Annotated in this window: 21 protein-coding genes; 12 read left to right on the top strand and 9 right to left on the bottom strand. The window is 60.9% G+C overall.

Annotated elements, in window-relative coordinates; genetic code table 11:
• Positions 1 to 25: 25 nt before the first annotated feature.
• Positions 26 to 1960 carry a BCCT family transporter gene (locus QU606_RS02550; protein ID WP_223820643.1) on the bottom strand — a complete coding sequence of 645 codons (1935 nt, stop codon included), beginning with the start codon at positions 1958 to 1960 and terminating at the stop codon, positions 26 to 28.
• A gap of 378 nt (positions 1961 to 2338) precedes the next feature.
• Here QU606_RS02550 and betI point away from each other — a divergent pair, with 378 nt between their 5' ends.
• The 10 genes from betI to yccS all read left to right on the top strand — a co-directional run bounded on the left by betI (position 2339) and on the right by yccS (position 17095).
• Positions 2339 to 2932, top strand: coding sequence for a transcriptional regulator BetI (gene betI / locus QU606_RS02545; RefSeq protein ID WP_024077827.1), 594 nt, complete (start codon positions 2339 to 2341; stop codon positions 2930 to 2932).
• Between the two features lie 110 nt (positions 2933 to 3042).
• A complete protein-coding gene (betB, locus tag QU606_RS02540; RefSeq protein ID WP_304998081.1) occupies positions 3043 to 4515 on the top strand; it encodes a betaine-aldehyde dehydrogenase in 1473 nt (490 codons plus the stop codon).
• A 159-nt stretch (positions 4516 to 4674) separates the two neighbouring features.
• On the top strand, positions 4675 to 6378 hold the full coding sequence (gene betA, locus QU606_RS02535) for a choline dehydrogenase (RefSeq protein WP_304998080.1): 1704 nt from the start codon (positions 4675 to 4677) through the stop codon (positions 6376 to 6378).
• 205 nt (positions 6379 to 6583) lie between these two features.
• Positions 6584 to 8026, top strand: a complete 1443-nt coding sequence (locus QU606_RS02530) for a TldD/PmbA family protein (RefSeq protein ID WP_304998079.1) — start codon at positions 6584 to 6586, stop codon at positions 8024 to 8026.
• The gene (locus tag QU606_RS02525; protein ID WP_304998078.1) at positions 8026 to 9342 is read left to right on the top strand and encodes a TldD/PmbA family protein; all 1317 of its coding nucleotides are present in this window, start codon (positions 8026 to 8028) and stop codon (positions 9340 to 9342) included. The genes QU606_RS02530 and QU606_RS02525 overlap by 1 nt, the downstream gene beginning before the upstream one ends.
• Before the next feature lie 284 nt (positions 9343 to 9626).
• Positions 9627 to 10517: an alpha/beta fold hydrolase gene (locus tag QU606_RS02520; protein ID WP_024077832.1), complete on the top strand. Its 891-nt coding sequence runs from the start codon at positions 9627 to 9629 to the stop codon at positions 10515 to 10517.
• Between the two features lie 36 nt (positions 10518 to 10553).
• Positions 10554 to 11981 carry a multidrug transporter subunit MdtD gene (gene mdtD, locus QU606_RS02515; protein WP_024077833.1) on the top strand — a complete coding sequence of 476 codons (1428 nt, stop codon included), beginning with the start codon at positions 10554 to 10556 and terminating at the stop codon, positions 11979 to 11981.
• A gap of 130 nt (positions 11982 to 12111) precedes the next feature.
• The gene (gene dbpA / locus QU606_RS02510) at positions 12112 to 13449 is read left to right on the top strand and encodes an ATP-dependent RNA helicase DbpA (RefSeq protein WP_236646017.1); all 1338 of its coding nucleotides are present in this window, start codon (positions 12112 to 12114) and stop codon (positions 13447 to 13449) included.
• A 150-nt stretch (positions 13450 to 13599) separates the two neighbouring features.
• Positions 13600 to 14778 carry an NAD(P)/FAD-dependent oxidoreductase gene (locus QU606_RS02505; protein ID WP_102623695.1) on the top strand — a complete coding sequence of 393 codons (1179 nt, stop codon included), beginning with the start codon at positions 13600 to 13602 and terminating at the stop codon, positions 14776 to 14778.
• A 133-nt stretch (positions 14779 to 14911) separates the two neighbouring features.
• Positions 14912 to 17095, top strand: coding sequence for a YccS family putative transporter (gene yccS, locus QU606_RS02500; RefSeq protein WP_024077836.1), 2184 nt, complete (start codon positions 14912 to 14914; stop codon positions 17093 to 17095).
• A gap of 42 nt (positions 17096 to 17137) precedes the next feature.
• On the opposite strand, the gene QU606_RS02495 is transcribed toward yccS, so the two are convergent.
• Positions 17138 to 17875: an ABC transporter substrate-binding protein gene (locus QU606_RS02495; RefSeq protein WP_024077837.1), complete on the bottom strand. Its 738-nt coding sequence runs from the start codon at positions 17873 to 17875 to the stop codon at positions 17138 to 17140.
• A gap of 201 nt (positions 17876 to 18076) precedes the next feature.
• Here QU606_RS02495 and QU606_RS02490 point away from each other — a divergent pair, with 201 nt between their 5' ends.
• Positions 18077 to 18529: a GNAT family N-acetyltransferase gene (locus QU606_RS02490; protein WP_069077182.1), complete on the top strand. Its 453-nt coding sequence runs from the start codon at positions 18077 to 18079 to the stop codon at positions 18527 to 18529.
• A gap of 120 nt (positions 18530 to 18649) precedes the next feature.
• Here QU606_RS02490 and QU606_RS02485 read toward each other — a convergent pair whose 3' ends face one another.
• The 3 genes from QU606_RS02485 to QU606_RS02475 are packed head-to-tail and all read right to left on the bottom strand — an operon-like array spanning position 18650 to position 21616.
• Complete coding sequence (locus QU606_RS02485; RefSeq protein ID WP_024077839.1) at positions 18650 to 18946, bottom strand: helix-turn-helix domain-containing protein; 297 nt, start codon at positions 18944 to 18946, stop codon at positions 18650 to 18652.
• A gap of 19 nt (positions 18947 to 18965) precedes the next feature.
• Positions 18966 to 19466 (bottom strand): M48 family metallopeptidase, encoded by a 501-nt coding sequence (locus QU606_RS02480; RefSeq protein ID WP_069077183.1) that lies wholly within the window; start codon positions 19464 to 19466, stop codon positions 18966 to 18968.
• Positions 19467 to 19510: 44 nt separating this feature from the next.
• A complete protein-coding gene (locus QU606_RS02475; protein ID WP_024077841.1) occupies positions 19511 to 21616 on the bottom strand; it encodes a bifunctional diguanylate cyclase/phosphodiesterase in 2106 nt (701 codons plus the stop codon).
• 313 nt (positions 21617 to 21929) lie between these two features.
• Here QU606_RS02475 and QU606_RS02470 point away from each other — a divergent pair, with 313 nt between their 5' ends.
• Entirely contained in the window at positions 21930 to 22595 is a 666-nt protein-coding gene (locus QU606_RS02470; RefSeq protein ID WP_069077184.1) for a polysaccharide lyase family 7 protein, read from the top strand.
• Positions 22596 to 22786: 191 nt separating this feature from the next.
• Here the strand turns inward: QU606_RS02470 and QU606_RS02465 are convergent, their stop codons facing one another.
• The 4 genes from QU606_RS02465 to QU606_RS02450 form a co-directional block, all read right to left on the bottom strand.
• Entirely contained in the window at positions 22787 to 23239 is a 453-nt protein-coding gene (locus QU606_RS02465) for a hypothetical protein (protein WP_304998077.1), read from the bottom strand.
• 360 nt (positions 23240 to 23599) lie between these two features.
• Positions 23600 to 24664 carry a class II fructose-bisphosphate aldolase gene (gene fba / locus QU606_RS02460; protein ID WP_003177554.1) on the bottom strand — a complete coding sequence of 355 codons (1065 nt, stop codon included), beginning with the start codon at positions 24662 to 24664 and terminating at the stop codon, positions 23600 to 23602.
• Between the two features lie 282 nt (positions 24665 to 24946).
• Positions 24947 to 25279 (bottom strand): MliC family protein, encoded by a 333-nt coding sequence (locus QU606_RS02455; RefSeq protein WP_102623699.1) that lies wholly within the window; start codon positions 25277 to 25279, stop codon positions 24947 to 24949.
• A 62-nt stretch (positions 25280 to 25341) separates the two neighbouring features.
• Positions 25342 to 25569, bottom strand: coding sequence for a hypothetical protein (locus tag QU606_RS02450; protein ID WP_024077845.1), 228 nt, complete (start codon positions 25567 to 25569; stop codon positions 25342 to 25344).
• Between the last annotated feature and the right edge of the window lie 13 nt (positions 25570 to 25582).

Raw genomic sequence — 25582 nt, 5'->3', positions numbered from 1 at the left:
AAGGCGGCGGTGCTCATTTCAACTATCAGCTATAGACACGGCCAAGGAGCTGCCGATGGCTTTCAAACTGATCGAGCACGTCCCGGGTGATCTGTTCCTGGGCGAAGCCCATCAGGTCGTACTCCTGAGGCCCGTTATGCAGGTACACCTCAGCACGGTAGTAACGGGTGCGCTCTTCCTCGGGCAGGTCGTCCGACGCCGTCGAGTAGCCATCCAGGCTGACTTCGTAGACAAACGGATTCCCCTCTTCCCTCTCGATGCGCACGCCAATGCAGCGCTTGGATTTGCCCAACAGGGTCTGCACTTCCAGCCCCTGCTCGCGCAACACCGTCGCGGCTTCTTCCAACGCCGGCGTTACATGCTTGTCCATAAAGCGTTGCACGGTGGCCTGGCTCGGTTGCAGGTCCAACGCGCTCAGGCGCTCGCTGAAACCACGACGACCACGCTCGGCCAACTGCGCCTGCTCCAGCTCCGTCGCCACGTCCTGGCGCATCGCCTTGTGCAAACCGAACATAAAGAAGATCAGCACCACCGAGAACGGCAGCCCCGCCAGCACCACCATGGTTTGCATGGCTTCGAAGTTACCCGCAAACAGCAGGCCGATCGTCACCAGGGTGATCACCGCCGACCAGAAGATCCGCAGCCAGTGCGGCGCATCCTCATCCACGTTGCCACCCTTGCAGGAAAGGTTCGCCATCATCACCGCGCCGGAGTCCGCCGGGGTCAAAAACAGCACAAAGCCTACAAAGATCGACACGCCAATCACGATTTTCGACGCGGGGTAATGCTCCAGCAGTTGGTAGATAGCCATGGACGGTTGTTCCAGCGCCGTCTTGCCCAACTCTACCGCACCGTGGTTGAGCACCAGGTCCAGTGCCGAGTTGCCGAAGATCGACAGCCACGCCAAGGTAAAGCCCAGCGGGATCAACAGCACGCCGGCGACCAATTCACGCACCGTGCGGCCCCGGGAAATACGCGCGATGAACATGCCCACGAAAGGCGCCCAGGAAATCCACCAGGCCCAGTAGAACAGGGTCCACAGGCCCATCCAGCGCTCGGTCTTGTCGGCGTCGCCTTCGTACACATACAGGTCGAAGGTTTTCAGGATGATGCCGTTGAGGTAGTCACCGGTGTTCTGCACCAGGCCGTTGAGCAAGTGCAGGGTCGGGCCGAACAACAGCACAAAGATCAGCAGGCCGCTGAACAGCACGATGTTGAGGTTGGACAGGCGACGAATGCCGTTCTCCACGCCCGACACGGCAGCAATGGTCGCCACGGTGCTCATCACGATGATGACGATCAACAGGTTCGTGTTGCTGTGCGCCATGCCGAACAGGTTTTCCAGCCCGGACGACACCTGCATCGAGCCGATGCCCAGGTTGGTCACCAGGCCCAGCAGGGTCACGAACATGCCGAAACCGTCCACGGCATGCCCGGCCGCGCCCTTGACCCACCGTTCGCCCACCAGCGGGTACAGCGCCGAACGCAGCGCCAGCGGCTGGTTATGGCGATACGCGAAGTACGCCACGGCCAGGCCGACCAACGCATAGATCGCCCAGCCATGCAGGCCCCAGTGCAGGAAGGTCAACTGCAACGCCTGGCGTGCCGCACCGTTGCTGGCCGCTGCGCCTTCAGGCGGGTTGAAGTAGTGGTCCAACGGTTCCGAGGCGCCGAAGTACAGCAACGAAATGCCGATGCCCGACGAAAACAACATGCCGGCCCAGGCGCCGTAGCTGAAGTCCGGGGTGTCGTCCTTGCTGCCTAGTTTCAGCTTGCCGTAGGAGGAAAACGCCAGGCCCACCACGAACACCAGGTAGGCGGCGATGACCACCATGTAGTACCAGCCGAAGCTTTTCGACAGCCACGCCTGTGCGATGCCGAGCATGCGCCCGGCCTCTTGCGGAGCGATGATCAGGATGGCGGTCAACAACAGAATCAATGCGGTGGAGGTGTAGAACACCCAACCGTTGACCCGCACCTTTTCTGGCGGGGTCTTTATAAGAGAGGCAGAACTCATGGCGCAGATGCTCCAGGCAGTGCGAGAGAGAAACACAAGGCAGCGGTTATCCCGCGCCATCGATTTTTCGGCAGTCGACGGACGGGTGTTATAAAGACACCCCGAAAATCCATGGCCCCCGCCGTAGCGGTACAGCGGGTGTTTCAAGGGTTTTCCAGGTGTCAGATGTCGTTGGCCTCGGGTAGGAAATACCTGTAGGCAGCGACCATTTGTCGCAGAGCTTATTCTTTGTTGATTGAACGTTCAATCAAAACAAAATAGACTGGCCTTCAAGTCGACGAACGTTGATCGCGCGTCGGCAGGCCTAAGGAGAGGTGCTACATGCCCAAGGTCGGTATGCAACCCATACGCCGCCAACAGTTGATCGAAGCCACGCTGACGGCCATCGATCAGGTCGGGATGGGAGATGCCAGCATTGCGCTGATTGCCCGTCTGGCCGGTGTTTCGAACGGCATCATCAGTCACTACTTTCAGGACAAGAACGGCCTGATCGCCGCGACGATGCGCTACCTGATGAACGTGCTGATCGAGAACGTCCATGAACGCAGGCTGGCGCTGAAGGATGACAGCCCACGGGCACACATTCAGGTGATCATCGGGGGGAACTTCGATGCGAGCCAGGTCAATGGACCGGCAATGAAAACCTGGCTGGCCTTCTGGGCCGCCAGCATGCACCACCCGTCTTTGCACAGGTTGCAGCGGATCAACGATCAACGTCTGTATTCCAACCTGTGCTGCCAGTTCCGCCGAGTGCTGCCGCTGCCGCACGCACGCAAAGCAGCCCGAGGCCTGGCGGCCCTGATCGACGGTTTGTGGTTGCGCGGCGCCCTGTCGGGAGACGCTTTCGACACGGCGCAGGCGCAACGGATCGCTTACGAATACATGGATTTCCAATTGGCCAAGCAGGTGAGTTAGAGCACACATAACCGCTCAACCCCTGAACGTCCGCCACTCAGTGTTGCCACACCCTTATGGCCCACTTTGCGGCGGGTAACGCCAACCACTTATGCACTTGCGAGGACTTTATGGCCCGTTTCGACCTGCAAAAACTCTACATTGACGGCGGCTACAGCGACGCTGGCAGCGATGCCACCTTCGAAGCCATCAACCCGGCTAACGGTGAAGTTCTCGCCCAAGTGCAACGCGCCACGAAAGACGACGTTGAACGTGCCGTGGTCAGCGCTGAAAAAGGCCAGAAAATCTGGGCCGCCATGACCGCCATGGAGCGTTCGCGCATCCTGCGTCGTGCCGTCGACATCCTGCGCGAGCGCAACGACGAACTGGCCGCCCTGGAAACCCTGGACACCGGTAAAGCCTTCTCTGAAACCCAGTACGTCGACATCGTCACCGGCGCCGACGTGCTGGAGTACTACGCAGGCCTGGTGCCGGCCATCGAAGGCGAGCAGATCCCGCTGCGCGATACCTCGTTCGTCTACACCCGTCGCGAGCCGCTGGGCGTGGTCGCCGGTATCGGCGCGTGGAACTACCCGATCCAGATCGCCCTGTGGAAATCCGCGCCAGCCCTGGCCGCCGGTAACGCGATGATCTTCAAGCCCAGCGAAGTCACCTCGCTGACCACCTTGAAACTGGCCGAGATCTACACCGAGGCCGGCGTTCCAGCCGGTGTATTCAACGTCTTGACCGGCAGCGGCCGTGAAGTCGGCACCTGGCTGACCGAACACCCACGCATCGAGAAAGTCTCGTTCACCGGCGGCACCGACACCGGTAAAAAAGTCATGGCCAGCGCTTCGAGCTCTTCGCTCAAGGAAGTGACCATGGAACTGGGCGGCAAGTCCCCGCTGATCATTTTCGACGACGCCGACCTGGATCGCGCCGCCGACATTGCGATGATGGCCAACTTCTACAGCTCCGGCCAGGTCTGCACCAACGGCACGCGCGTGTTTGTGCCAAAGCACCTGCAAGCCGCGTTCGAAGCCAAGATTACCGAGCGTGTTGCGCGCATCCGCGTGGGCGACCCGCAAGATGCCAACACCAACTTCGGCCCACTGGTCAGCTTCGCCCACATGGAAAGCGTGCTGGGCTACATCGCCAAAGGTAAGGAAGAAGGCGCCCGCGTACTGTGCGGCGGCGATCGCCTGACCGATGGTGCCTTCGCCAAAGGCGCCTACGTGGCCCCGACCGTATTCACTGACTGCACCGACGAGATGACCATCGTCCGTGAAGAAATCTTCGGCCCGGTGATGAGCATCCTCACTTACGAGACCGAAGCAGAAGTGATCCGCCGCGCCAACGACACCGACTTCGGCCTGGCCGCCGGCCTGGTCACCAAGGACCTGAACCGCGCCCACCGCGTGATTCACCAGCTGGAAGCGGGTATCTGCTGGATCAACGCCTGGGGCGAGTCCGACGCGAAGATGCCGGTCGGTGGCTACAAGCAGTCGGGTGTGGGCCGTGAGAACGGGATCAGCTCGCTGAACAACTTCACTCGCATCAAATCGGTACAGGTTGAGCTGGGCGACTACGCCTCGGTGTTCTAAGACCCGAGTTTTGTATTGCCTGTCAGGCCGCCATCGGGGGCTAGCCCCCTCCCACGTTTGACTGTGTTTACACATCTGAAACTGTGAACACAGTCAGTGTGGGAGGGGGCTCGCCCCCGATGAGGCCCGACCTGACCACACATCAAAGAGGGTGCATTTATGTCCCAAGAATACGATTACATCATTGTGGGTGCCGGCTCCGCCGGTAACACCCTGGCGACCCGTCTGACCGAAGACGAAGGCGTCACCGTCCTGCTGCTGGAAGCCGGCGGTCCTGACTACCGTCTCGACTTCCGTACCCAGATGCCCGCCGCCCTGGCATTCCCGCTGCAAGGCCGCCGCTACAACTGGGCCTACGAAACCGATCCAGAGCCGCACATGAACGGCCGCCGTATGGAATGCGGGCGCGGCAAGGGCCTGGGTGGCTCTTCCTTGATCAACGGCATGTGCTACATCCGTGGCAACGCCCTGGACTACGACAACTGGTCGAAACTGCCCGGTCTGGAAGACTGGACCTACCTCGACTGCCTGCCGTATTTCCGTAAAGCCGAAACCCGCGACATCGGCCCCAACGACTACCATGGCGGCGACGGCCCGGTCAGCGTGACGACGCCCAAAGCCGGCAACAACCCGCTGTTCCACGCCATGGTCGAAGCCGGCGTACAGGCCGGTTACCCGCGTACCGAAGACTTGAACGGCTACCAGCAGGAAGGCTTCGGCCCGATGGACCGTACCGTCACGCCAAACGGCCGACGCGCCAGCACCGCGCGCGGTTACCTGGACACGGCCAAAAAGCGTTCGACCCTGACCATCGTCACCCACGCCCTGACCGACAAAGTGTTGTTCGAAGGCAAGCGTGCCGTTGGCGTGCGTTACCTGATCGGTGCCGCCGAAGAGCGCGTCGAAGCCCGCGCCCGCAAGGAAGTGCTGGTGTGCAGCGGCGCAATCGCCTCGCCGCAGCTGCTGCAACGCTCCGGTGTCGGCCCGGCCAAACTGCTGGAAAGCCTCGACATTCCGGTGGTCCATGACCTGCCCGGTGTCGGCGAAAACCTGCAAGACCACCTTGAGCTGTACCTGCAATACGCCTGCACCCAACCGGTGTCGCTGTACCCATCGCTGCTCTGGTACAACCAGCCGGCCATCGGTGCCGAGTGGCTGTTCAACGGCACCGGCATCGGCGCCAGCAACCAGTTCGAGGCCGGCGGTTTTATCCGTACCCGTGAAGAATTCGATTGGCCGAACATCCAGTACCACTTCCTGCCGGTAGCGATTAACTACAACGGCAGCAACGGCGTGAAAGAGCACGGTTTCCAGGCGCACATGGGGTCCATGCGCTCGCCAAGCCGTGGCCGCGTGCAACTGAAGTCGAAGAACCCACGGGACTACCCGAGCATCCTCTTCAACTACATGGCCACCGAGCAGGATTGGCAGGAGTTTCGCGACGGCATCCGCCTGACCCGCGAAATCATGCAACAGCCGGCGCTGGACCCGTACCGCGGCCGCGAAATCAGCCCGGGCATCGAGGTGCAAGCCGATGAGCAACTCGACAAGTTCATCCGAGAACACGCCGAAACCGCGTTCCACCCGTCCTGCTCGTGCAAGATGGGCACCGATGAGATGGCCGTGGTCGATGGCGAAGGCCGCGTGCATGGCATGCAAGGCCTGCGTGTGGTCGATGCGTCGATCATGCCGATCATCACCACCGGCAACCTGAACGCGCCGACGATCATGATCGCCGAGAAAATCGCCGACAAGATCCGTGGTCGCAAGCCGCTGCCGCGCAGCACCGCCGACTACTACGTGGCAGGCACCGCACCGGTGCGTGGCAAGCCGCTGCGTGAAGTGGGGCCGACTGCGCAGTAACCCATTCCCTGTGGCGAGCGGGCTTGCCCCGCGTTGGAGTGCGTAGCGCTCCCAAGATTTTTGGGGCCGCTGCGCAGCCCGACGCGGGGCAAGCCCGCTCGCCACAGGGGCACTTGCCACAAAGAATCACCTTTCCTTGATCAGCCCCCAGCCCAGGCCTACTCTGTTTGCCTGCCCGCGCTGAGCCGCCCACAAGGAAGGCCCCATGTTCGAACACCACGCCACACTCAAAAAACATTTCAGTGCCCTGCGCACCACCGCCGACTTCTTCTCCCTGCGCTACGTACGTGAGTCAGGCCACTACCTGTCGGTGCGCAAGAACGTCGCCGAACCGCCGCACCTGAACCACGACGCAGGCGCCATGCTCACCGTGCGTGTCAACGGCGTCGAAGCCTATGCCGCGACCCACGATATTTCCCTGGCCGGCCTGCAAGCGGCCCTTGAACGTGCCGAACAGCAAGCGCGCCTGATCAAGCCTCACGCCCTGCTCGACCTGCGCGATCAACAGGTCTCCAGCGACGTGGCCGACTACCTGTCACCGAACCTTGCGCAAGCCTTCCCTTCCTTGAGCGACTGCTACCAACTGCTGGGTGATGAATCCGCCGCCGTGCCCCGCGACGAACGCCTGGTCAACTGGGAAGTCAGCCTCGGCCTGAGCCACGTCGAGCAGATCTACCTCAATAATGCCGGGGCCGAACTGCGCCAGGCCCAACGGTTCGTATTCCCCGGCGTCAACGTCACGGCCTACGACGGCAACGACAGCCAGACCCGTACCCTCGGCGGCAGCAACTTCGGCCAGCAAGGCAGCTTTGACGTGATCGAGCGTTTTGGCCTGGTCGGCGCCGCACCCCGCATCGCCGACGAAGCCCTGCAACTGCTGCTGGCGCCGAATACGCCCCAAGGCCCGCGCGACCTGCTGCTGATGCCCGACCAGATGATCCTGCAAATCCACGAATCCATCGGCCATCCACTGGAGCTCGACCGCATCCTGGGTGATGAGCGCAATTACGCCGGCACCAGCTTCGTCAAGGCCAGCGACTTCGGCCACCTGCAATACGGCTCCAAGCTGTTGAACGTGACGTTCGACCCGGACATTCCCGAACAACTTGCCAGTTATAGCCATGACGACGACGGCAGCGCCGCCAGCAAGCAGTTCCTGATCCGCGAAGGGCTGCTGCTCAAGCCGTTGGGCGGCGCGCTGTCGCAATTCCGTTCGGGCATGAACGGTGTGGCCAACAGCCGTGCCAGCAGTTGGAACCGCCCGCCGATCGACCGCATGGCCAACCTGAATATCGAAGCCGGGGATAAGAGCCTGGCGCAACTGATTGGCGGCATCGAACACGGCATCCTGATGTCGACCAACCGTTCGTGGTCGATCGACGATGCGCGCAATAAATTCCAGTTCGGCTGCGAGTGGGGCCAGTTGATTAAAAACGGTGAGCTCAAGGGCGTGGTGAAAAACCCCAACTACCGGGCTATCTCCGCGCAGTTCTGGCGCAACCTCAGCGCAGTGGGCGACGCCAGCACCTTCAAGGTCCTGGGCACGCCCAACTGCGGCAAAGGCGAACCCAACCAGGTGATCCGCGTCGGCCATGCCTCGCCCGCCTGTGTGTTCAGCAACGTTGATGTATTCGGGGGAGATGCCTGATGAACAACTTCAAGGCATTGGTGCAGTGGCTCAAGCAGGCCCTCACCGACAAGGAACAATTTCACCTGGGCTATGCCGCCGAATCGTCCGAGTTCGTGCGTTTCAACCACGCCAAGGTGCGTCAGGCCGGGCAAGTGCAACAGGCCAGCCTCACCCTCAAGCTGATCAACGAAGGCCGCCATGCCGACCTGGGCATCACCCTGGCCGGCGAACCGGAGCTGGACCGCCAGCGCCTCGCCGACGGCCTGCAACAGTTGCGTGAAACCTTGCCACTGCTGCCGCACGACCCGTACTTGCTGCTCAACCACAACGCCTGGCAAAGCCACAACGAACAGGCGCGCCCCCTGCCCGACCTGGCGCAGGTGCTGGAGGAAATCAGCCAGGCGGCGCACGGCGTCGACCTGGTCGGCTTTTATGCCGCAGGCCCGATCAGCCGTGGCTTTGCCAGTTCCAACGGCGCATTTGGCTGGCACCAGGCCAATAGCTTCAACTTCGATTTCAGCCTGTTCCACGCCAATGGCGAAGCGGTGAAAGCCAGTTATGCCGGGCACACCTGGAACAGCGACGAGTTCGCCCGGCGCTTCCAACTGGCCCGCCAACAGCTGGAGTTCCTCGACCGCCCGCTGCACACACTGGCGCCTGGGCAATACCGCGCCTACCTGGCCCCCGCGGCGCTGGAAGAAATCATCAGCATCATCACCTGGGGTGGTTTTTCCGCCCAGGCCATCGCCAGCAAAGGCAGCTCGTTGCAACGGTTGTATGCCGGCGAACAATCGCTGAGCCCGCTGGTGACGGTGGATGAGCAGATCAGCGGCTCCCTGAGCCAGGCGTTTTCCACCGAGGGCTACCCGCGCAGCGATGTCACGCTGATCAACGCCGGCAAAGCCGATGGCCAACTGGTGAACTCGCGCAGCGCCGCTGAATACGGCCTCAGCGCCAACGGCGCCAGCCGCGACGAATCCCCCAGTGCCTTGCAGATGGCGGCGGGCACCTTGGCCCAGGCCGATATCCTCAAGCAACTGGGCACCGGGCTGTATATCAGCAACCTGTGGTACCTGAACTACTCCGACCTGCCGGCCGCCCGCCTGACCGGCATGACGCGCTTCGCCACGTTCTGGGTGGAAGACGGTGAGATCAAGGCGCCGGTCAGCACCATGCGCTTTGATGACAGCGTCTACAGCTTGCTCGGGTCGCAGTTGGAGGCCCTGACCGCCGAGCGCGAACTGCTGCTGTCGGCCAGTACCTACAGCCAACGCAACACCGCGTCCAACCTGTTGCCGGGGGCGTTGGTAAAACGCCTGACCCTGACCCTGTAAATACAGCCCCCTGTGGGAGGGGACTTGCCCCCGATGGCGGTGTGTCAGTCAATGAGTACTTTGCTGATACACCGCCATCGGGAGCAAGCTCCCTCCCACCTTGTCCTGTGCTGATTTCAGACATCGCGGTTTCAGCCCTTCCTACCGTAAATTCTCTTCCTCCCAGTCTGCACGGGCAGCCTGTTGTCGCCTGCGAAAAACCTCGTTATAAGAGTTAGTGGCCCCCCGCCACCTCATCCACGAGAGCATGACCTTGCCCGGGAAGGGCAAGCTGGAGCGTTGACATGAACCATGGAAGTTTTGTCATTGAAAAGCTGTTCAAGCACTACAACGTTCATGTTGAGCAGCTAGGAAACGATTCGGAAAAGAAGACCATCTTGATGGTCAATGGCGCACTGTCCACCACACGCTCATTCGCCCGCACCAGCAAATGCCTGGCCGAGCATTTCAATGTGCTGTTGTTCGACCTGCCGTTCTCCGGCTATTCGCGCGAGTACAACACCGACCTGGACCTGGTGACCAAGGACGACGAAGTCCAAATCCTGCGCGCGCTGGTCGAGCGCTTCCAGGTCAACCACCTGGTGTCGGCCTCGTGGGGCGGTATCTCCACGCTGCTGACCCTGGCGCATAACCCGCCGTCGATCGAAAGTTCGGTAGTCATGGCCCTGGCGCCCAACCTGAACCAGGCCATGCTCGACTATGTGGAGCGGGTACGCGTGCTGATCGAGGCCGATGACAAATCCGCCGTCGGCCACTTGCTCAACGAGACCGTCGGCAAATACCTGTCGCCCCGGCTCAAGCGCAACAACCATCGGCACCTGTCGAACATGGCCACCACCGAGTACCGCCAGGCGCGTTTCCATATCCACCAGGTGTTGGCGCTGGGCGATGGCAACTACCTGCCCCAGCTCAAACAGATCGAAACCCCGGTGCACTTTCTCAACGGCACGCTGGACGAATACACCCCGGCCGCCGATGCCCAGTTGTTCAAGCACTACGTTGGCCACAGCAGCTTTGCCGTGGCGGAACATACCGGGCATTTACTCGACCTGGAGTCCCGTGAATCAGCCCTGGCGGTGCACCGCGCGCTGTTGGATTTCTTGGTGGGAGAGCACGCAAAGCTGTCGGATTTAGACGAACCGCCAGTGGGAAAAGGAGCGACGAATGGCGCATAATCGCCGACACATAGCCGGCTAACAAAAAGGTACCCCATGCCAGATCGTGCCCCTCTCGATGCCAAGACTGCCCGCTGGCTCCCCTGGGTAGTAGCGATTGCCTTCTTCATGCAATCGCTGGATGGGACGATTCTCAACACGGCACTGCCGGCCATGGCCCGGGACCTGGCGGAAAACCCGCTGCGCATGCAAGGGGTGGTGATCGCCTACATGCTCACCGTCGCCTTGCTGATCCCGGCCTCGGGCTGGATCGCCGACCGCTTCGGCACCAAGAAAATCTTCTTCGGCGCGATCATGCTGTTCAGCATCGGCTCCTTGCTGTGCGCCCTGTCCAGCAGCCTGACCATGCTGGTGGGCGCACGGGTTATCCAGGGCCTCGGCGGTGCGTTGATGCTGCCGGTTGGCCGGCTCGTGGTTCTACGTGCTTACCCCCGCTCCGAATTGGTGCGGATCATGGGTTTCATTACCATCCCCGGCCTGCTCGGGCCCTTGCTCGGCCCGACCATGGGCGGTTGGATGGTGCAATACCTGACGTGGCACTGGATCTTCCTGATCAACCTGCCGGTGGGCATGATCGGTTGCTATGCCGTGTGGAAACTCATCCCCGACCTGCGCGGCAGCGAACGTACGCGCTTCGATGGCATCGGCTTCCTGCTGTTCGGCGCAGCGATGGTGCTGATCACCATTGCCATGGAAGGCTTGGGCGAACTGCACCTGCCGCACCTGCGGGTGATGTTGCTGCTGTTCGGCGGGTTGGCGTGCCTGGCGGCGTATTGGCTGCGCGCCGGGCATATCGATAACCCGCTGTTCTCGCCGGCGCTGTTCAAGACCCGCACCTTTGCGGTGGGCATCCTCGGCAACCTGTTCGCGCGCCTGGGCAGCGGTGCCTTGCCGTTCCTGGTGCCGTTGCTGCTGCAAGTGGCCCTGGGGTATTCGCCGTCCCAGGCAGGGATGAGCATGCTGCCCCTGGCGGCCGCGGCGATGTTCGCCAAGTCGGTGGCGCGCCCGCTGATCGAGCGCCTGGGTTATCGCGTGGTGTTGACCGGCAACACCCTGGCCCTGGGCATCATGCTGGCGAGCATGGGCCTGGTCAGCGAGCAAACACCCTACCCGCTGTTGCTGGGCATGCTGGCGGTGCTGGGGGCGATCAACTCCCTGCAATTTACCGCCATGAACACCGTGACCCTGATCGACCTCGACGACGCCCAGGCCAGCAGCGGCAATAGTTTGCTGTCGGTGGTGGCGCAATTGTCCCTGAGCCTGGGGGTGGCCTGCGCCGGTGCGTTGCTCGGGGGCTTCACCGCCGAATCGGGCAACGACGGCGTCAGCACGGTACTCGGCGCGTTCCAACTGACCTTCCTCACGGTGGGCATCATGGCGATGCTGGCGGCGGCGATCTTCCTGCAATTGTCGCCAAAAGACGGCAAACGTGTGGTCAGCCGCGAACACCACATCGAGCACTAGCAGGCGTCTCGTCGAGAACTTGCAGGGAAAATCCCATAGGGCTGGTACACTGCGCGACATTTTGTTTTGCAGAGCCAGTCCCGTGACCACCATCGCCACCGCTTTTAATACTTTGCCGCTCTCCGCCGCCATGCTGGCTAACCTCGACTCGCTGGGTTATGCCGAGATGACGCAGATCCAGGCGCAAAGCTTGCCGGTGATCCTCAAGGGGCTGGACCTGATCGCGCAGGCCAAGACCGGCAGTGGCAAGACCGCCGCCTTCGGCATCGGCCTGCTGAACCCGATCAACCCGCGCTACTTCGGCTGCCAGGCCCTGGTGATGTGCCCGACCCGTGAGCTGGCCGACCAGGTCGCCAAGGAAATCCGTCGCCTGGCCCGTGCCGAAGACAACATCAAGGTGCTGACCCTGTGCGGTGGCGTGTCCCTCGGCCCGCAGATCGCCTCCCTGGAACATGGCGCCCACGTGATCGTCGGCACCCCGGGCCGTATCCAGCAGCACCTGCGCAAGGGTTCGCTGGTGCTCGATGGCTTGAACACGCTGATCCTCGACGAAGCCGACCGCATGCTCGACATGGGCTTCTACGACGCCATCGAAGACATCATCAGCAAGACCCCGGCACGCCGCCAGACCCTGCTGTTCTCGGCCACCTACCCGGTGAGCATCAAGCAGTTGGCCTCCAAGTTCATGCGCGCGCCGCAGCAAGTCAAAGCCGAAGCCTTCCACTCCGACGACCAGATCGAGCAGCGTTTCTTCGAAATCTCGCCGGAAGAGCGCATGGACGCGGTGACGAAAGTCCTCGCGCACTTCCGCCCGGCATCGTGCGTGGCGTTCTGCTTCACCAAGCAGCAAGTGCAGGAAACCGTCGACCACCTGACGTCCAAGGGTATTTCCGCCGTCGGCCTGCATGGCGACCTGGAACAGCGCGACCGCGACCAGGTACTGGCGATGTTCGCCAACCGCAGCACCTCGGTGCTGGTGGCGACCGACGTCGCCGCCCGTGGCCTGGACATCGACTCGCTGGACATGGTGATCAACGTCGAACTGGCCCGCGACTCGGAAATCCACATCCACCGCGTCGGCCGTACCGGTCGTGCCGGTGAGACCGGCATCGCCATCAGCCTGGTGGCGCCTTCCGAAGCGCACCGCGCCCAGGCCATCGAGCAACTGCAAAAGTCGCCGTTGAACTGGGACCAACTGGACAACCTCAAGCCGCAAAGCGGTGGCCCGCTGCTGCCGCAGATGAGCACCCTGTGCATCGCCGCCGGCCGTAAAGACAAAGTGCGCCCGGGCGATATCCTTGGCGCATTGACCGGGGAAGCCGGCATCCCAGGCGCCCAGGTGGGCAAGATCGCGATCTTTGACTTCCAGGCCTTCGTGGCCGTGGAGCGTGGCGTCGCCAAGCAGGCGTTGCAGCGTTTGAATGACGGCAAGATCAAGGGCCGTTCGTTGCGCGTTCGCATCCTGTAAAAAACCCACCCCCCTTGTAGGAGCGAGCTTGCTCGCGAAAAACGTCAACGATCACGCAGCGCTATCAGGTAGCCCGTGTCGTCTATGGGGTTTTCGCGAGCAAGCTCGCTCCTACAGGGATCGTACTGATTCATAGATGAGGACATTGCTGTGCGCTCGACCGAAGTTGTGATCATTGGCGCCGGCGCCGCAGGCTTGATGTGCGCCCTGACCGCTGCGGGGCGTGGGCGCAAGGTGATGTTGATCGACCATGCCAACAAGGCCGGCAAGAAGATCCTGATGTCCGGCGGTGGCCGCTGCAATTTCACTAACCTGTACACCGAGCCGGCCAACTTCCTTTCGCACAACGCGCACTTCTGCAAGTCCGCCCTGGCCCGTTATACCCAGTGGGATTTCATCGGCCTGGTGGCCAAGCACGGCGTGCCGTACCACGAGAAGAAACTCGGCCAACTGTTTTGCGATAACAAGTCCAGCGATATCCTCGGCATGTTGCTCGACGAATGCATCCAGACCGGCGTGAGCCTGCACCTGGATACGTCTATCCAGGAAATCGCCAAGCTCGATAACGGCTACCAGTTGCAGACCACCTTGGGTGAGCTGCGCTGCGAATCCCTGGTGATCGCCACCGGCGGCCTGTCGATTCCAACCCTGGGCGCTACCGGATTTGGCTATCAAGTGGCCAGGCAGTTCGGCCACGAACTGCTGCCGACCCGCGCCGGGCTGGTGCCGTTCACCATCACCGACCAGCTCAAGGACTTGTGCGGCGAGCTGTCCGGCACCTCGGTGGATTGCCTGGTCAGCTGCAACGGCCAGAGCTTTCGCGAGAACATTCTGTTTACCCACCGCGGCCTGAGCGGCCCGGCGATCTTGCAGATTTCTTCGTACTGGGAGCCCGGCGACACAGTCGAGATCAACCTGCTGCCCGACCACGACGCCCACAGCTGGCTGCAACAGCAACAGGTCGAGCGGCCCAACAGCGAGCTGAAAACCTTGCTGGGTGAAATCTTCACCAAGAAAATGGCCAACTTGCTGTCGGAAACCTGGTTCGTGTCCAAGCCGATGAAGCAGTACACCCATGCCGAAGTGGCGGATATCGCCAACAAGCTGGGGAACTGGCAATTGGTGCCGGCAGGCACCGAAGGTTATCGCACCGCCGAAGTGACGCTGGGCGGCGTGGATACGCGGGAAGTGTCGTCCAAGACCATGGAATCACTGAAAAGCCCGGGCTTGTACTTTATTGGGGAAGTGCTGGATGTGACCGGGCACCTGGGCGGGTTTAACTTTCAGTGGGCGTGGGCGTCGGGTTACGCCGCAGCGCAGTACGTCTGAAGGATGTACCCCTCCCACATTTTGATTTGTGGTGTGCCTGGGAATAATTTGCTGTCAGATGTGATCGCCACGCTTGCCGTGGCGTCCTTGATAGCTCAATTTAGCGGCAACGTCCCGGAAGACTCCAGACTTCATGTCATCGACCTCGTTCAAGCAGTCCATGCGGCGCCTGTGGGCGCTGGATAAATTCAGTTATAGCGTGCGGGTCTTCATCGCCCTTACCGGCAGCATGGCGCTGTGCTGGTACCAGGATGAAATGACACTGCTGATCCCACTGTTCCTGGGGATCATCGCCAGTGCCCTGGCCGAGACCGACGACAGTTGGCAGGGCCGCCTCAATGCCCTGGCGGTGACGCTGGTGTGTTTCAGCATCGCCGCGCTGTCCGTGGAGTTGCTGTTCCCCTACCCCTGGATTTTCGCAGTCGCCCTGGCCCTGGCCAGTTTCGGCCTGACCATGCTCGGGGCCCTGGGCGAACGCTATGGCGCGATTGCCTCGGCCACCTTGATCCTGTCGGTCTACACCATGATCGGCGTGGACCAGCGCGGCGGCGCCGTCAGCGATTTCTGGCATGAACCCTTGCTGCTGGTGGCCGGTGCCGCCTGGTACGGCGTGTTGTCGGTGCTGTGGCAGGTGCTGTTTTCCAACCAGCCGGTACAGCAGAGCCTGGCGCGCCTGTTTCGAGAGTTGGGGCATTATCTCAAGCTTAAATCGTCGCTGTTCGAGCCGATCCGCCAACTGGATGTGGAGGCGCGGCGCCTGGAACTGGCCCAGCAAAATGGCCGGGTGGTGGCGGCGCTCAATGCGGCCAAGGAAATCATCCTGCACCGCGTCGGCAATGGCCGACCGGGTTCGAAGGTCAGCCGCTACCTCAAGCTGTACTTCCTGGCCCAGGACATCCATGAACGCGCCAGTTCGTCCCACTACCCCTACAACGCCCTGGCCGAGGCGTTCTTCCACAGCGATGTGCTGTTCCGCTGCCAGCGCCTGCTGCGCCAGCAAGGCAAAGCCTGCCAGGCCCTGGCCGAGTCGATCCAACTGCGCCAGCCGTTCATTTATGACGCCCACTTCGCCGAAGCCCTGGGCGACCTGAATGCCTCCCTGGAACACCTGCGCATCCAGAGCAACCCGGCCTGGCGCGGCCTGCTACGCTCGTTGCGTGCCCTGGCGGCCAACCTCTCGACCCTGGATCGCCTGCTGGGCGACGCCAGCAATCCCGACGCCCTGGCCGACGCTACCGACAGCAACCTGCTGGACCGCGCCCCGCGCAACCTCAAGGAGATGTGGACGCGCCTGCGCACCCAGCTCACACCGACGTCGCTGCTGTTCCGTCACGCCTTGCGCCTGGCCCTGGCGCTGACCGTCGGCTATGGCGTCCTGCACGCGATCCACGCGTCCCAAGGCTACTGGATCATCCTCACCACCCTGTTCGTCTGCCAGCCCAACTATGGCGCCACGCGGCGCAAGCTCGGTCAGCGGATCATCGGCACGGCCATCGGCCTCACCGTGGCCTGGGCACTGTTCGACCTGTTCCCCAGCCCGCTGGTGCAATCGATGTTCGCCATCGCCGCAGGCCTGGTGTTCTTTATCAACCGCACCACCCGCTACACCCTGGCCACGGCGGCGATCACCTTGATGGTGCTGTTCTGCTTTAACCAAGTGGGCGATGGCTACGGGTTGTTCCTGCCACGCCTGTTCGATACGTTGCTGGGCAGCGTGATTGCCGGCCTGGCGGTGTTCCTGTTCCTGCCGGACTGGCAAGGCCGCCGCCTGAACAAAGTGCTGGCCAACACCCTGACCTGCAACAGCATCTACCTGCGCCAAATCATGCAGCAGTATGCTGCCGGCAAGCGCGATGACCTGGCCTACCGCCTGGCTCGACGCAATGCGCATAACGCCGACGCGGCCCTGTCCACCACCTTGGCCAATATGCTGATGGAACCGGGGCACTTCCGTAAGGAAGCCGATGTGGGCTTCCGCTTCCTGGTGCTGTCCCACACCCTGCTCAGCTACTTGTCAGGGCTCGGCGCGCATCGGGAAACCCAACTGCCGGCCGAGGTGCGTGAGCATTTGATCGACGGCGCCGGCAAGACACTGGCGGCAAGCATCGATGAGATCGCCGAGGGCTTGGCCAACAAACAGCCGATTGCGATTCAGAGTGATGCCGAGGAAGCGCTGGCAACCGACCTGGAGCAGATGCCGGACGAGATCGATGAAGGGCAACGGTTGGTGCAAACGCAGTTGGCGTTGATTTGCCGGCAGTTGGGGCCGTTGCGCACCTTGGCGGCGCATTTGATCAAGGACACCAGCGCGGCTTAGGTCGCTATCGGGGGCTTGGTCCCGATGAGGCCCGCACAGGCACTACATGCCATGGGCCTTCATCAACCGCGCATAACTGCCATCAGCCTTCATCCTGGCAATCTCGCGGTCAAAGCTGGCGACGATCTGCGCATGCTCAGGGTTCTTCAGGCTGACCAGGATATGCAGGCTATTTTCGCTCAAGGGCTTGGGCAAAAACTCCACCGCATTGCGCACCCGCGCCGATTCGCGTGACAGGTAATAGCGCGCCACATATTCATCCTCCACCGTCAACCGCACGCGCTGCGCCGCAAGCATGCGCACGGCCATGGCAAAGTTATGCACAGGGACTTTCTGCAATTGCGCATCCTGGTCGAACGCCGGCGAATACACGTACCCGCGCACCACGGCGATAGGCTCATCGTGCAATTGCTCAAGGTTCTGGAACTCGATCGGGTCATCACGGCGCTTGATAAAACGCACACGGTTCACCAGGTATTCCGCGGAAAACTGCCCCAACTGCGTGCGAGCATCGTCGTACCAGGCGTTGATCAGTACGTCATAGCGCCCATCGCCCACCCCCATCAGTGCGCGAGCCCAGGGCACCTGTTCGAAATCACTGGCGTACCCGGCGCGGGCCAAGGCCGTGGTGACAATGTCGGTGGCCAGCCCGCCATTGATCAAGGTGGCATCGGTAAAGGGTGGCCAGGCATCCGCTACCAGGCGCAGACGCTCTGCGAACACTGGCTGGGCCAGCAATAAAACTCCAATCAAAGCAACGGCACGAGAGAATCGCGGCATGCTTAAAGTCCTTGGCAGGCAGGCGGTAGCCCTTACTCAGGCGAGGCCTGAGGCTCTAACAGTAGTTCAGATTACACAAGAAGCCGACGGCAGATGCACACAATGATGGCGAATTGACGTCACTCACAAAAATAGCTGATTTCGACACAAAGGCGTGGCGCGCTTACTATCCAGAACAGACATTGATAAAGAGAACGCACCATGACAGTCGAATGGGTCTGCAAACATCACAATGACCTGGGCAAGGAGCAGCTCTACGCCATCCTGCGCCTACGCAGCGAAGTCTTTGTCGTCGAGCAGAAGTGCATCTACCAGGACATCGACGGGCAGGACCTGGAAGGCGATACCCACCACCTGATGGCCTGGCAGGACGACCAGTTGGTGGCTTACCTGCGCCTGTTGGACCCGGAGTCCCAGGGCGGCGACGTGGTGATCGGGCGGGTAATCGTGGCCCCCATGGCGCGCGGCACCGGGCTGGGGCACCTGATGATGCAGGAAACCCTCAGGCAGATTGACGATATCTGGCCAGAAACGCCGATATTCCTGTCAGCCCAGGCCCATTTGCAAGGGTATTACGGTCGGTATGGTTTTCTGGTGGCGGGCGAGGAATACCTGGAAGACGATATTCCACATATTGGTATGCGGCGCGTTTGAGGCCGCCATCGGGGGCAAGCCCCCTCCCACAGTTTGAACTGTGAATGCATTCAAATGTGGGAGGGGCGGTGCGACGATTCGACTTGCCCCCGATGGCGTCAGCCAAATCCCCGCAGAACCTCAGGGATAACCCAATACCTGTTTGATGGACCCGAGATTCACCTCGATCCACCGCCGATCAATCGCGCCCCAATCCCGAATCCGATAATGCCCGGCATGGTTGCGGCCGCCGTCTTGCTGTTCGAACTCACACACGATATCCAGGTCGGCCAGCGCCGCAATCGTGTCCTGCGCCGTGCGCCGGGGCATGCCCGTCAACTCGGTCAGCGCCGGTACGCTGCTGGCTTGCCCGCTGTCGATCAGGTAGGCCACATAGAGCCGGCGGTAAAAGCTGCTCTTGGTCTTGCTCACATCCATGGTCGGTCGCCTTGTACGGTTAGGGCTTGCCCTGCAAGTCGCGATAGGTGAGGTACACCCGCAGGTCGAATTCCACCTGATGGTAGCCCGGCATCATGTACTCACAGAGTTTATAGAACGCCTTGTTGTGGTCCGACTCCTTGAAGTGCGCCAGCTCGTGCACCACGATCATGCGCAGGAACTGCGGCGCGGCCTCCTTGAACAGCGCGGCGATGCGGATCTCTTTCTTGGACTTCAGGTTGCCGCCCTGCACCCGGGAAATCGTGGTGTGCAAGCCGAGGGCGCGATGGGTCAGGTCCAGGCGGTTGTCGAACAGCACTTTGTCGATGGCCGGCGCGTTGCGCAGGTGCTCCTGCTTCAGGGCCAGCGCGTAGGCATACAACGCCTTGTCACTCTGCACGGCGTGGCGCTCGGGGTAACGCTGCTCCAGGTAGGCACCCAACTGGTCCTTGGCGATCAGTTGGCGCACTTGCTCCTGGAGGGCTGCGGGGTAGGCCTGGAGGTATTTCAGGGCGGTCATTGGGGGTCTGCAACAGGGTTCGGATGGGCGCCAGTGTAGCGAATTCAACGCACGCGAGCGCGCGCCCAGACGAGCACTTCCTCGGCCATCAACGGCTGCGCCGCCCATGGCCCCTGGATAAATCGGCAACCATTGGCCTTGAGCCACTCGGATTGCTCCTGCGTCTCTACGCCCTCGGCGATCACCAGCACCTCGAAGTGCTCGCACAATTGGATAATGCTGCGGGCCAGTGCGGCATCCCGCGCCGAACCCGGCAGGCGCGCGACCAGTTGCGGATCAAGCTTGAGGGTGTCGAACTCCAGGTCGCGCAGGTGAGCCAGGGAACAGTGGCCGCAGCCAAAGTCATCCAGGGCGATACGCACCCCGACCTGACGCAACAACTTGAGCTGCTTGGCAGACTCCTCAAGATTGCTCATCAGGCTGTCTTCGCTGATTTCCACCTCCAACTGCCGCCCCTGCAACCCATGCCGCTCCAGCACCTGCTGCAGTTGGCTGGACAGCTGCGGCATATTGAACTGGCTGCTGCTCAGGCTCACGCTCAGCACCAGTTCGTCATCCAAAGCCACCTGCCACATCTGGCGCTGCGCAGCGACCTGCAGGTAAATCCAGGCGCTCAACTGGCTGATCAGCCGGGCCTCCTCCAGCAGCGGTAAAAACAGCCCCGGCGGCACATCACCGACGCTGGGGTGCTGCCAGCGCAATAGCGCCTCGACGCCGCGCAAGCGACCATCCTCCAGGGACACCTGGGGTTGGTACACCAAGGTGAAGTCCTTGTTCTGAATCGCCGTGCGCACGCTGTCTTCAAGCATCAGCCGCGAACGAGCACGCCCGTTCATTTCCTGATCGTAATAGCGGTACTGCTGACGCCCCGCACGCTTGGCTTCGTACATGGCGATGTCAGCCGCACGCAACAGACCGTTCAAGTCAGAACCGCAATCCGGGAAAGTGGCAATGCCGATGCTGACCCCGAGCATCACATCCAACCCGTCGACCTGCTGGCAAACAGACACACGCTCAATCAGTTTTTCCGAAATTTTCGCGGCCTGCTCCGGGAACTCCAGCTCCAGCAATGCCGTGAATTCGTCGCCGCCCATGCGTCCGAGAATGTCGCTGGCGCGCACGCTGCCCTGCAATTGTTCCGACACCCAGCGCAGCACCCGATCGCCAGCGTCATGCCCCAGTGAATCGTTGACCCGTTTGAACCCATCCAGGTCCAGGTACAGCAACACCAGCGACCGCTCGACGCGTTCGCCGCGCAACAACGCACTCTCTACCGCCTGATAGAAGCCGCGCCGATTCAGCAACCCGGTCAACGGGTCTGTGACGGCCTGAAACTCCAGTTGCTGGTGCAGGTGACGTATTTCGGACATATCCAGCACCGTCACCACCATGGCCTTCTGCTCAGAGGGCAACGGCGCGCACGACAACGCCACCGGCACCTGTTGGCCGCGGCCTGTGCGCAGGATCGCATCATGCAAGCGCCAGGTTTCGCCCTGGCGGTAACCGGCATACATCTGCGAATCCAGCCAGGCAGGTACATGGGGTTTTTGCAGGAAGCCGAGGAACTCCTGGCCTTGCAGTTCCTGGATCGTGGCATTGAGCAGGCGCGAAATCGCCGGGTTGGCGTACTCGATCACTCCCCCCTCCCCCACCACCAGGATGCCTTCGGCGGCGTTGTCCAACACCGAGGCATTAAAGGCACGCGCCGATTCCAGGTCATGACTCAGGCGCTGCAGCGCCCGGCGATTACGCTGGTGCTCCAGCAACGCCTGGACCTTGGGCTTGAGGATATGCGGGTCGAACGGTTTGAACAGGTAGTCGATCGCGCCGCTGGCATAGCCCTCGAGCACGGCGGCGGGCGATTGGGCATTGGCACTGAGGAAGATGATTGGCGTCATCCGGGTGCGCTGGTTGCCGCGCATCAGGCGGGCGACTTCAAAGCCGTCCATGCCGGGCATCATCACATCCAGCAATACCAGATCAACTTCGAGCTGCAGCAGCAGTTCCAGGGCTTCAAGGCCTGAAGCAGCGGTCACCACATGCCAATCATCACGCTGCAAAAGTGCGCGCATGCTGATCAGGTTTTCCGGGTAGTCATCGACCACCAGAAGAACCGAACTGCCATCGCCGGGGAGTGGTGCGCATTCCATGCTACGTCTCTTCCTAAAGGAGCTGTCCCAGTCACTTCTGACAGAAAACCCGGACAAACTCTGAGGCATCACTCTAGCCTCGGTTCCCAAAAATCAGAAGTCACCGCGATGCCATCATTGCGCCAAAGCCTGGGAAGCCGACTAACGGTCAGTGCCTGCAGCCCACGGTTCATGGGCAACATGGCTTTTTGGCATTCCTTTGGCGCCAATAAATTGCCGAGCAATAATTAACAAGCGAGTGACGACCGCCTATAAAGAACCTGTCTGGCCCAAGGGCCATAGCCTACACCCCTCTGTAAAAAGGCCTACGCCCATGATTGATCTTTCCACCTGGAACCTGAGTATTCCGGTCGGCTCGCCCCCCGCGACCATCGACACCCCGAAGCTGATGAGCGGCTTCAATGACCAATATTTCCAGGCAGAAGGGAGCAATGTGCAATTCTGGACACCCGTCACCGGCACCCGTACCGAAAACGCTGTCTACCCCCGCAGCGAACTGCGTGAAACCTACGCCGACGGCCGCCTGCGTAACTGGACCTACCCTGACGCCGACAACTTCCTGCGCGCCACGCTGACCGTCAACCAGGTACCGTCCACCGGCAAGGTGGTGATCGGCCAGATTCACGCCTATGACAGCCAGAAGCCGCTGATCAAGCTGGAGTATCAATTCAAGGAAAAAACCCAGACCGGCAACATCGTCGCCAAGGTCCGCATGCGTCCGGATGAGGATGAAAGCCGCGTGATCATCGTGGCTTCCAATGTGCCGCTGGAAAAAAGCTTCACCTACGTGATCAACCTCAACAAGGCCGGGCTGCTCAGTGTGTACGCCGCCGACAGTGAGTGGAACGAACGCATCGGTGCGGCGTGGGGCAGCAAACCCCTGTACTTCAAGGCTGGCGCGTATGTTCAGGACAACAGCGGGGATAGCAAGGAAGGCGCACGGGTGACGTTTGCCAAGCTGGATATCGACCACGAGTGAGCGGCGCCTCATTTCGCGTGGGCGTTGCCTGCCTGCGCGAACGCCTTGACGCCCCCCCTTGAGCGCCTCGGCCTGGCGGACTTTGCCGAGCGCGATCTGAACAACGTTGCCAATACCGCCTTTACTGGCATACACATGCGCGGCCGCTCACCAAGAGCGGCCGCCACTTTTCACGCGACGAGGTTGCCTGTCTACTGGGCAGGTAATTTCATCTGAGCTGGGCCCTTTGAATTCACCAACTCAAAAGCACAGTCCGCGACCTTACTCGTTGCGCACTCATTATCCTTCCAACCAGAACCTTTAGGCACAGGAGGCAGGACAAACCTCTGGGACAACCTTAGATAGTCATCCTTACCTTTACCACTGTAATTACAGATTACATAGTTATAAGGCAACTTTGTTTCGCTGTCCGTTCCCTGCTTGATTGCCGAGCCCATAAACTTGAACCCTTTGACCATCGATTTATTGTCAATGGACTGCTCACCCTTCCACCCCTCTTCTTCAGCTGAAAACTGAATGCTCACCGCCTTGATGGTTGAAACCTCGGGGCAAGATAACGGTGCCGCATATGCACTCCCCATCAACGCCAACGCGCCAACAGCAGTTAGACACTGAAGCGATTTTATAAGATATGGATGTGACATAGCCGTGTACACCTCTCTTTAATGAGTGACTCCAGCCTAGGCACGATGGCCAACGAGCGATACTGTCAAGGTTGACAGCTTTAAATATAAATTAGAAATAAGCGCCGGTAGTTTAATTGCGTTCAGCACGATCCCTGTAACGCCTCATGGATTTAATTACAGTTAAACAAGACGGATCTGAATGACACCCGACACTTAACTGAACCAACGGGCGCACCGAGCATCTTGTCTTATCAACTTGATCGAACTTAAAATGTTCAGCAAAGCATCAAAAAACAACAAAGGGAAAACATTCAGTTCATTTAACTCGGTACCCAAAAAAGCCCGCATCACTGCGGGCTTCTTTTTAACGCCTGAGGCTTAATTCACCTTAGCGTTCAACTCACCTTTCAGGTAACGCTGGTACATCGCTTCCAACGAGATCGGCTTGATCTTCGAAGCGTTGCCGGCAGTACCGAACGCTTCGTAGCGAGCGATACACACGTCACGCATCGCCGTCACGGTTGCGCCGAAGAATTTACGCGGGTCGAATTCGCTTGGGTTGGTGGCCATCAGGCGACGCATCGCACCGGTGGACGCCAGGCGCAGGTCGGTGTCGATGTTGACCTTGCGCACGCCGTACTTGATGCCTTCGACGATTTCTTCAACCGGTACGCCGTAGGTTTCTTTGATGTCGCCGCCGTACTGGTTGATGATCGCCAGCCACTCTTGCGGTACCGAGGAAGAACCGTGCATCACCAGGTGGGTGTTAGGGATGCGCTTGTGGATTTCCTTGATGCGGTCGATGGCCAGCACGTCGCCGGTTGGCGGCTTGGTGAACTTGTAGGCGCCGTGGCTGGTGCCGATGGCGATCGCCAGGGCATCCACCTGGGTCTTCTTGACGAAGTCAGCGGCTTCTTCCGGGTCAGTCAGCATCTGGCTGTGATCCAGCACGCCTTCGGCGCCAATACCGTCTTCTTCACCGGCCATGCCGGTTTCCAGGGAACCCAGGCAGCCCAGCTCGCCTTCAACCGACACGCCGCAGGCGTGAGCCATGGCCACGGTTTGTTGGGTCACGCGGACGTTGTACTCGTAGTCGGTCGGGGTCTTGCCGTCTTCGCCGAGGGAACCGTCCATCATCACCGAGCTGAAACCCAGTTGGATGGAGCGCTGGCACACGTCAGGGCTGGTGCCGTGGTCCTGGTGCATGCACACCGGGATGTGCGGGAATTCTTCGATCGCGGCGAGGATCAGGTGGCGCAGGAAAGGCGCGCCGGCGTATTTGCGGGCACCGGCCGAAGCCTGGACGATCACAGGGGAGTCGGTCTTGTCAGCGGCTTCCATGATGGCGCGCATCTGCTCAAGGTTGTTGACGTTAAAAGCTGGGACGCCGTAGCCGAATTCGGCTGCGTGGTCCAGCATTTGACGCATGCTGATAAGTGCCATTGTGTTGTCTCTCCCGGTCGAGGGTCGTTAATCGTGCAAGCCTGCCGTAGCGGCGGCTGCTATTCAAGTTATTGAAGGTCAGGCTTTGCATACCTGGCCTGCTGAATCGTTTTTTGTGAGCCGGACTCAACGCCGACATCACTTTGAAACCGTATCAATGTGGGAGGGGGCTTGCCCGCGATGGCGATTTACCTGTCGACATCGTGGGTGGCTGACCCAACGCTATCGGGGGCAAGCCCCCTCCCACATTGGGATCTCATTAATGTTGAGACCGTGTTCTGTTTACTGGGCCTTGCAGCCCCGCCCGATCAAATCGTCGGTGGCCACCCAGTAAACCAGGCCTTCCTCACCTTTTGTGTGAAACGCCAATTGGTCGTTGCTGTACAGCACGCCCGAGGCGGCAACGTCCTGCTTAAGGCGGTAAACCTGGTCGGAACCGCCGAGGCGTACATCCACCTCGCTGTGGGCCTGGTTAGCAAAGCGCCAGTTGACCTCGGCCTTGCTATCGCAGGTCCAAGTGGTCCATTTGTCGGCAGACTCTGCCTTGTTGAACATGTCCATGCTGCTGCAACCGGCCAGTAACGCCAGTGTTGCCAGGGCGAAAACGCCTTTCATTGCCAATCCTCGAACGGCGCCCCAAAAGGCCGCCACTGCTGTCGGTTAGTTGATCAGACCCGTCAAGGGCAACCCTGTTCCTGACCGTTGGGCGCGGAGTCGTATTTCTCCAGGCGTTCATTGCCGATGCGCTTGTTGATCACCGGCATGGTCTCGGCTTGCCAATCGGCCTGATAGCAGCTTTTTTTCTGCGCTGGCGCGGGCTTGCCAACCTCCGGCGCAGCGTTCGGCGTACTGCCGCAGCCAGCCAACAGGCCCGCTGCGAGCACCAGTGCCAACGACTTGATCATGGGAATGCTCCTT

Origin of the sequence: Pseudomonas sp. OVF7 (genome assembly GCF_030644265.1) — a bacterium.
Classification (GTDB): domain Bacteria; phylum Pseudomonadota; class Gammaproteobacteria; order Pseudomonadales; family Pseudomonadaceae; genus Aquipseudomonas; species Aquipseudomonas gorinensis.
The sequence above is the reverse complement of the archived record's forward strand: the minus strand, read 5'-3'. Positions and strand labels throughout refer to the sequence as shown.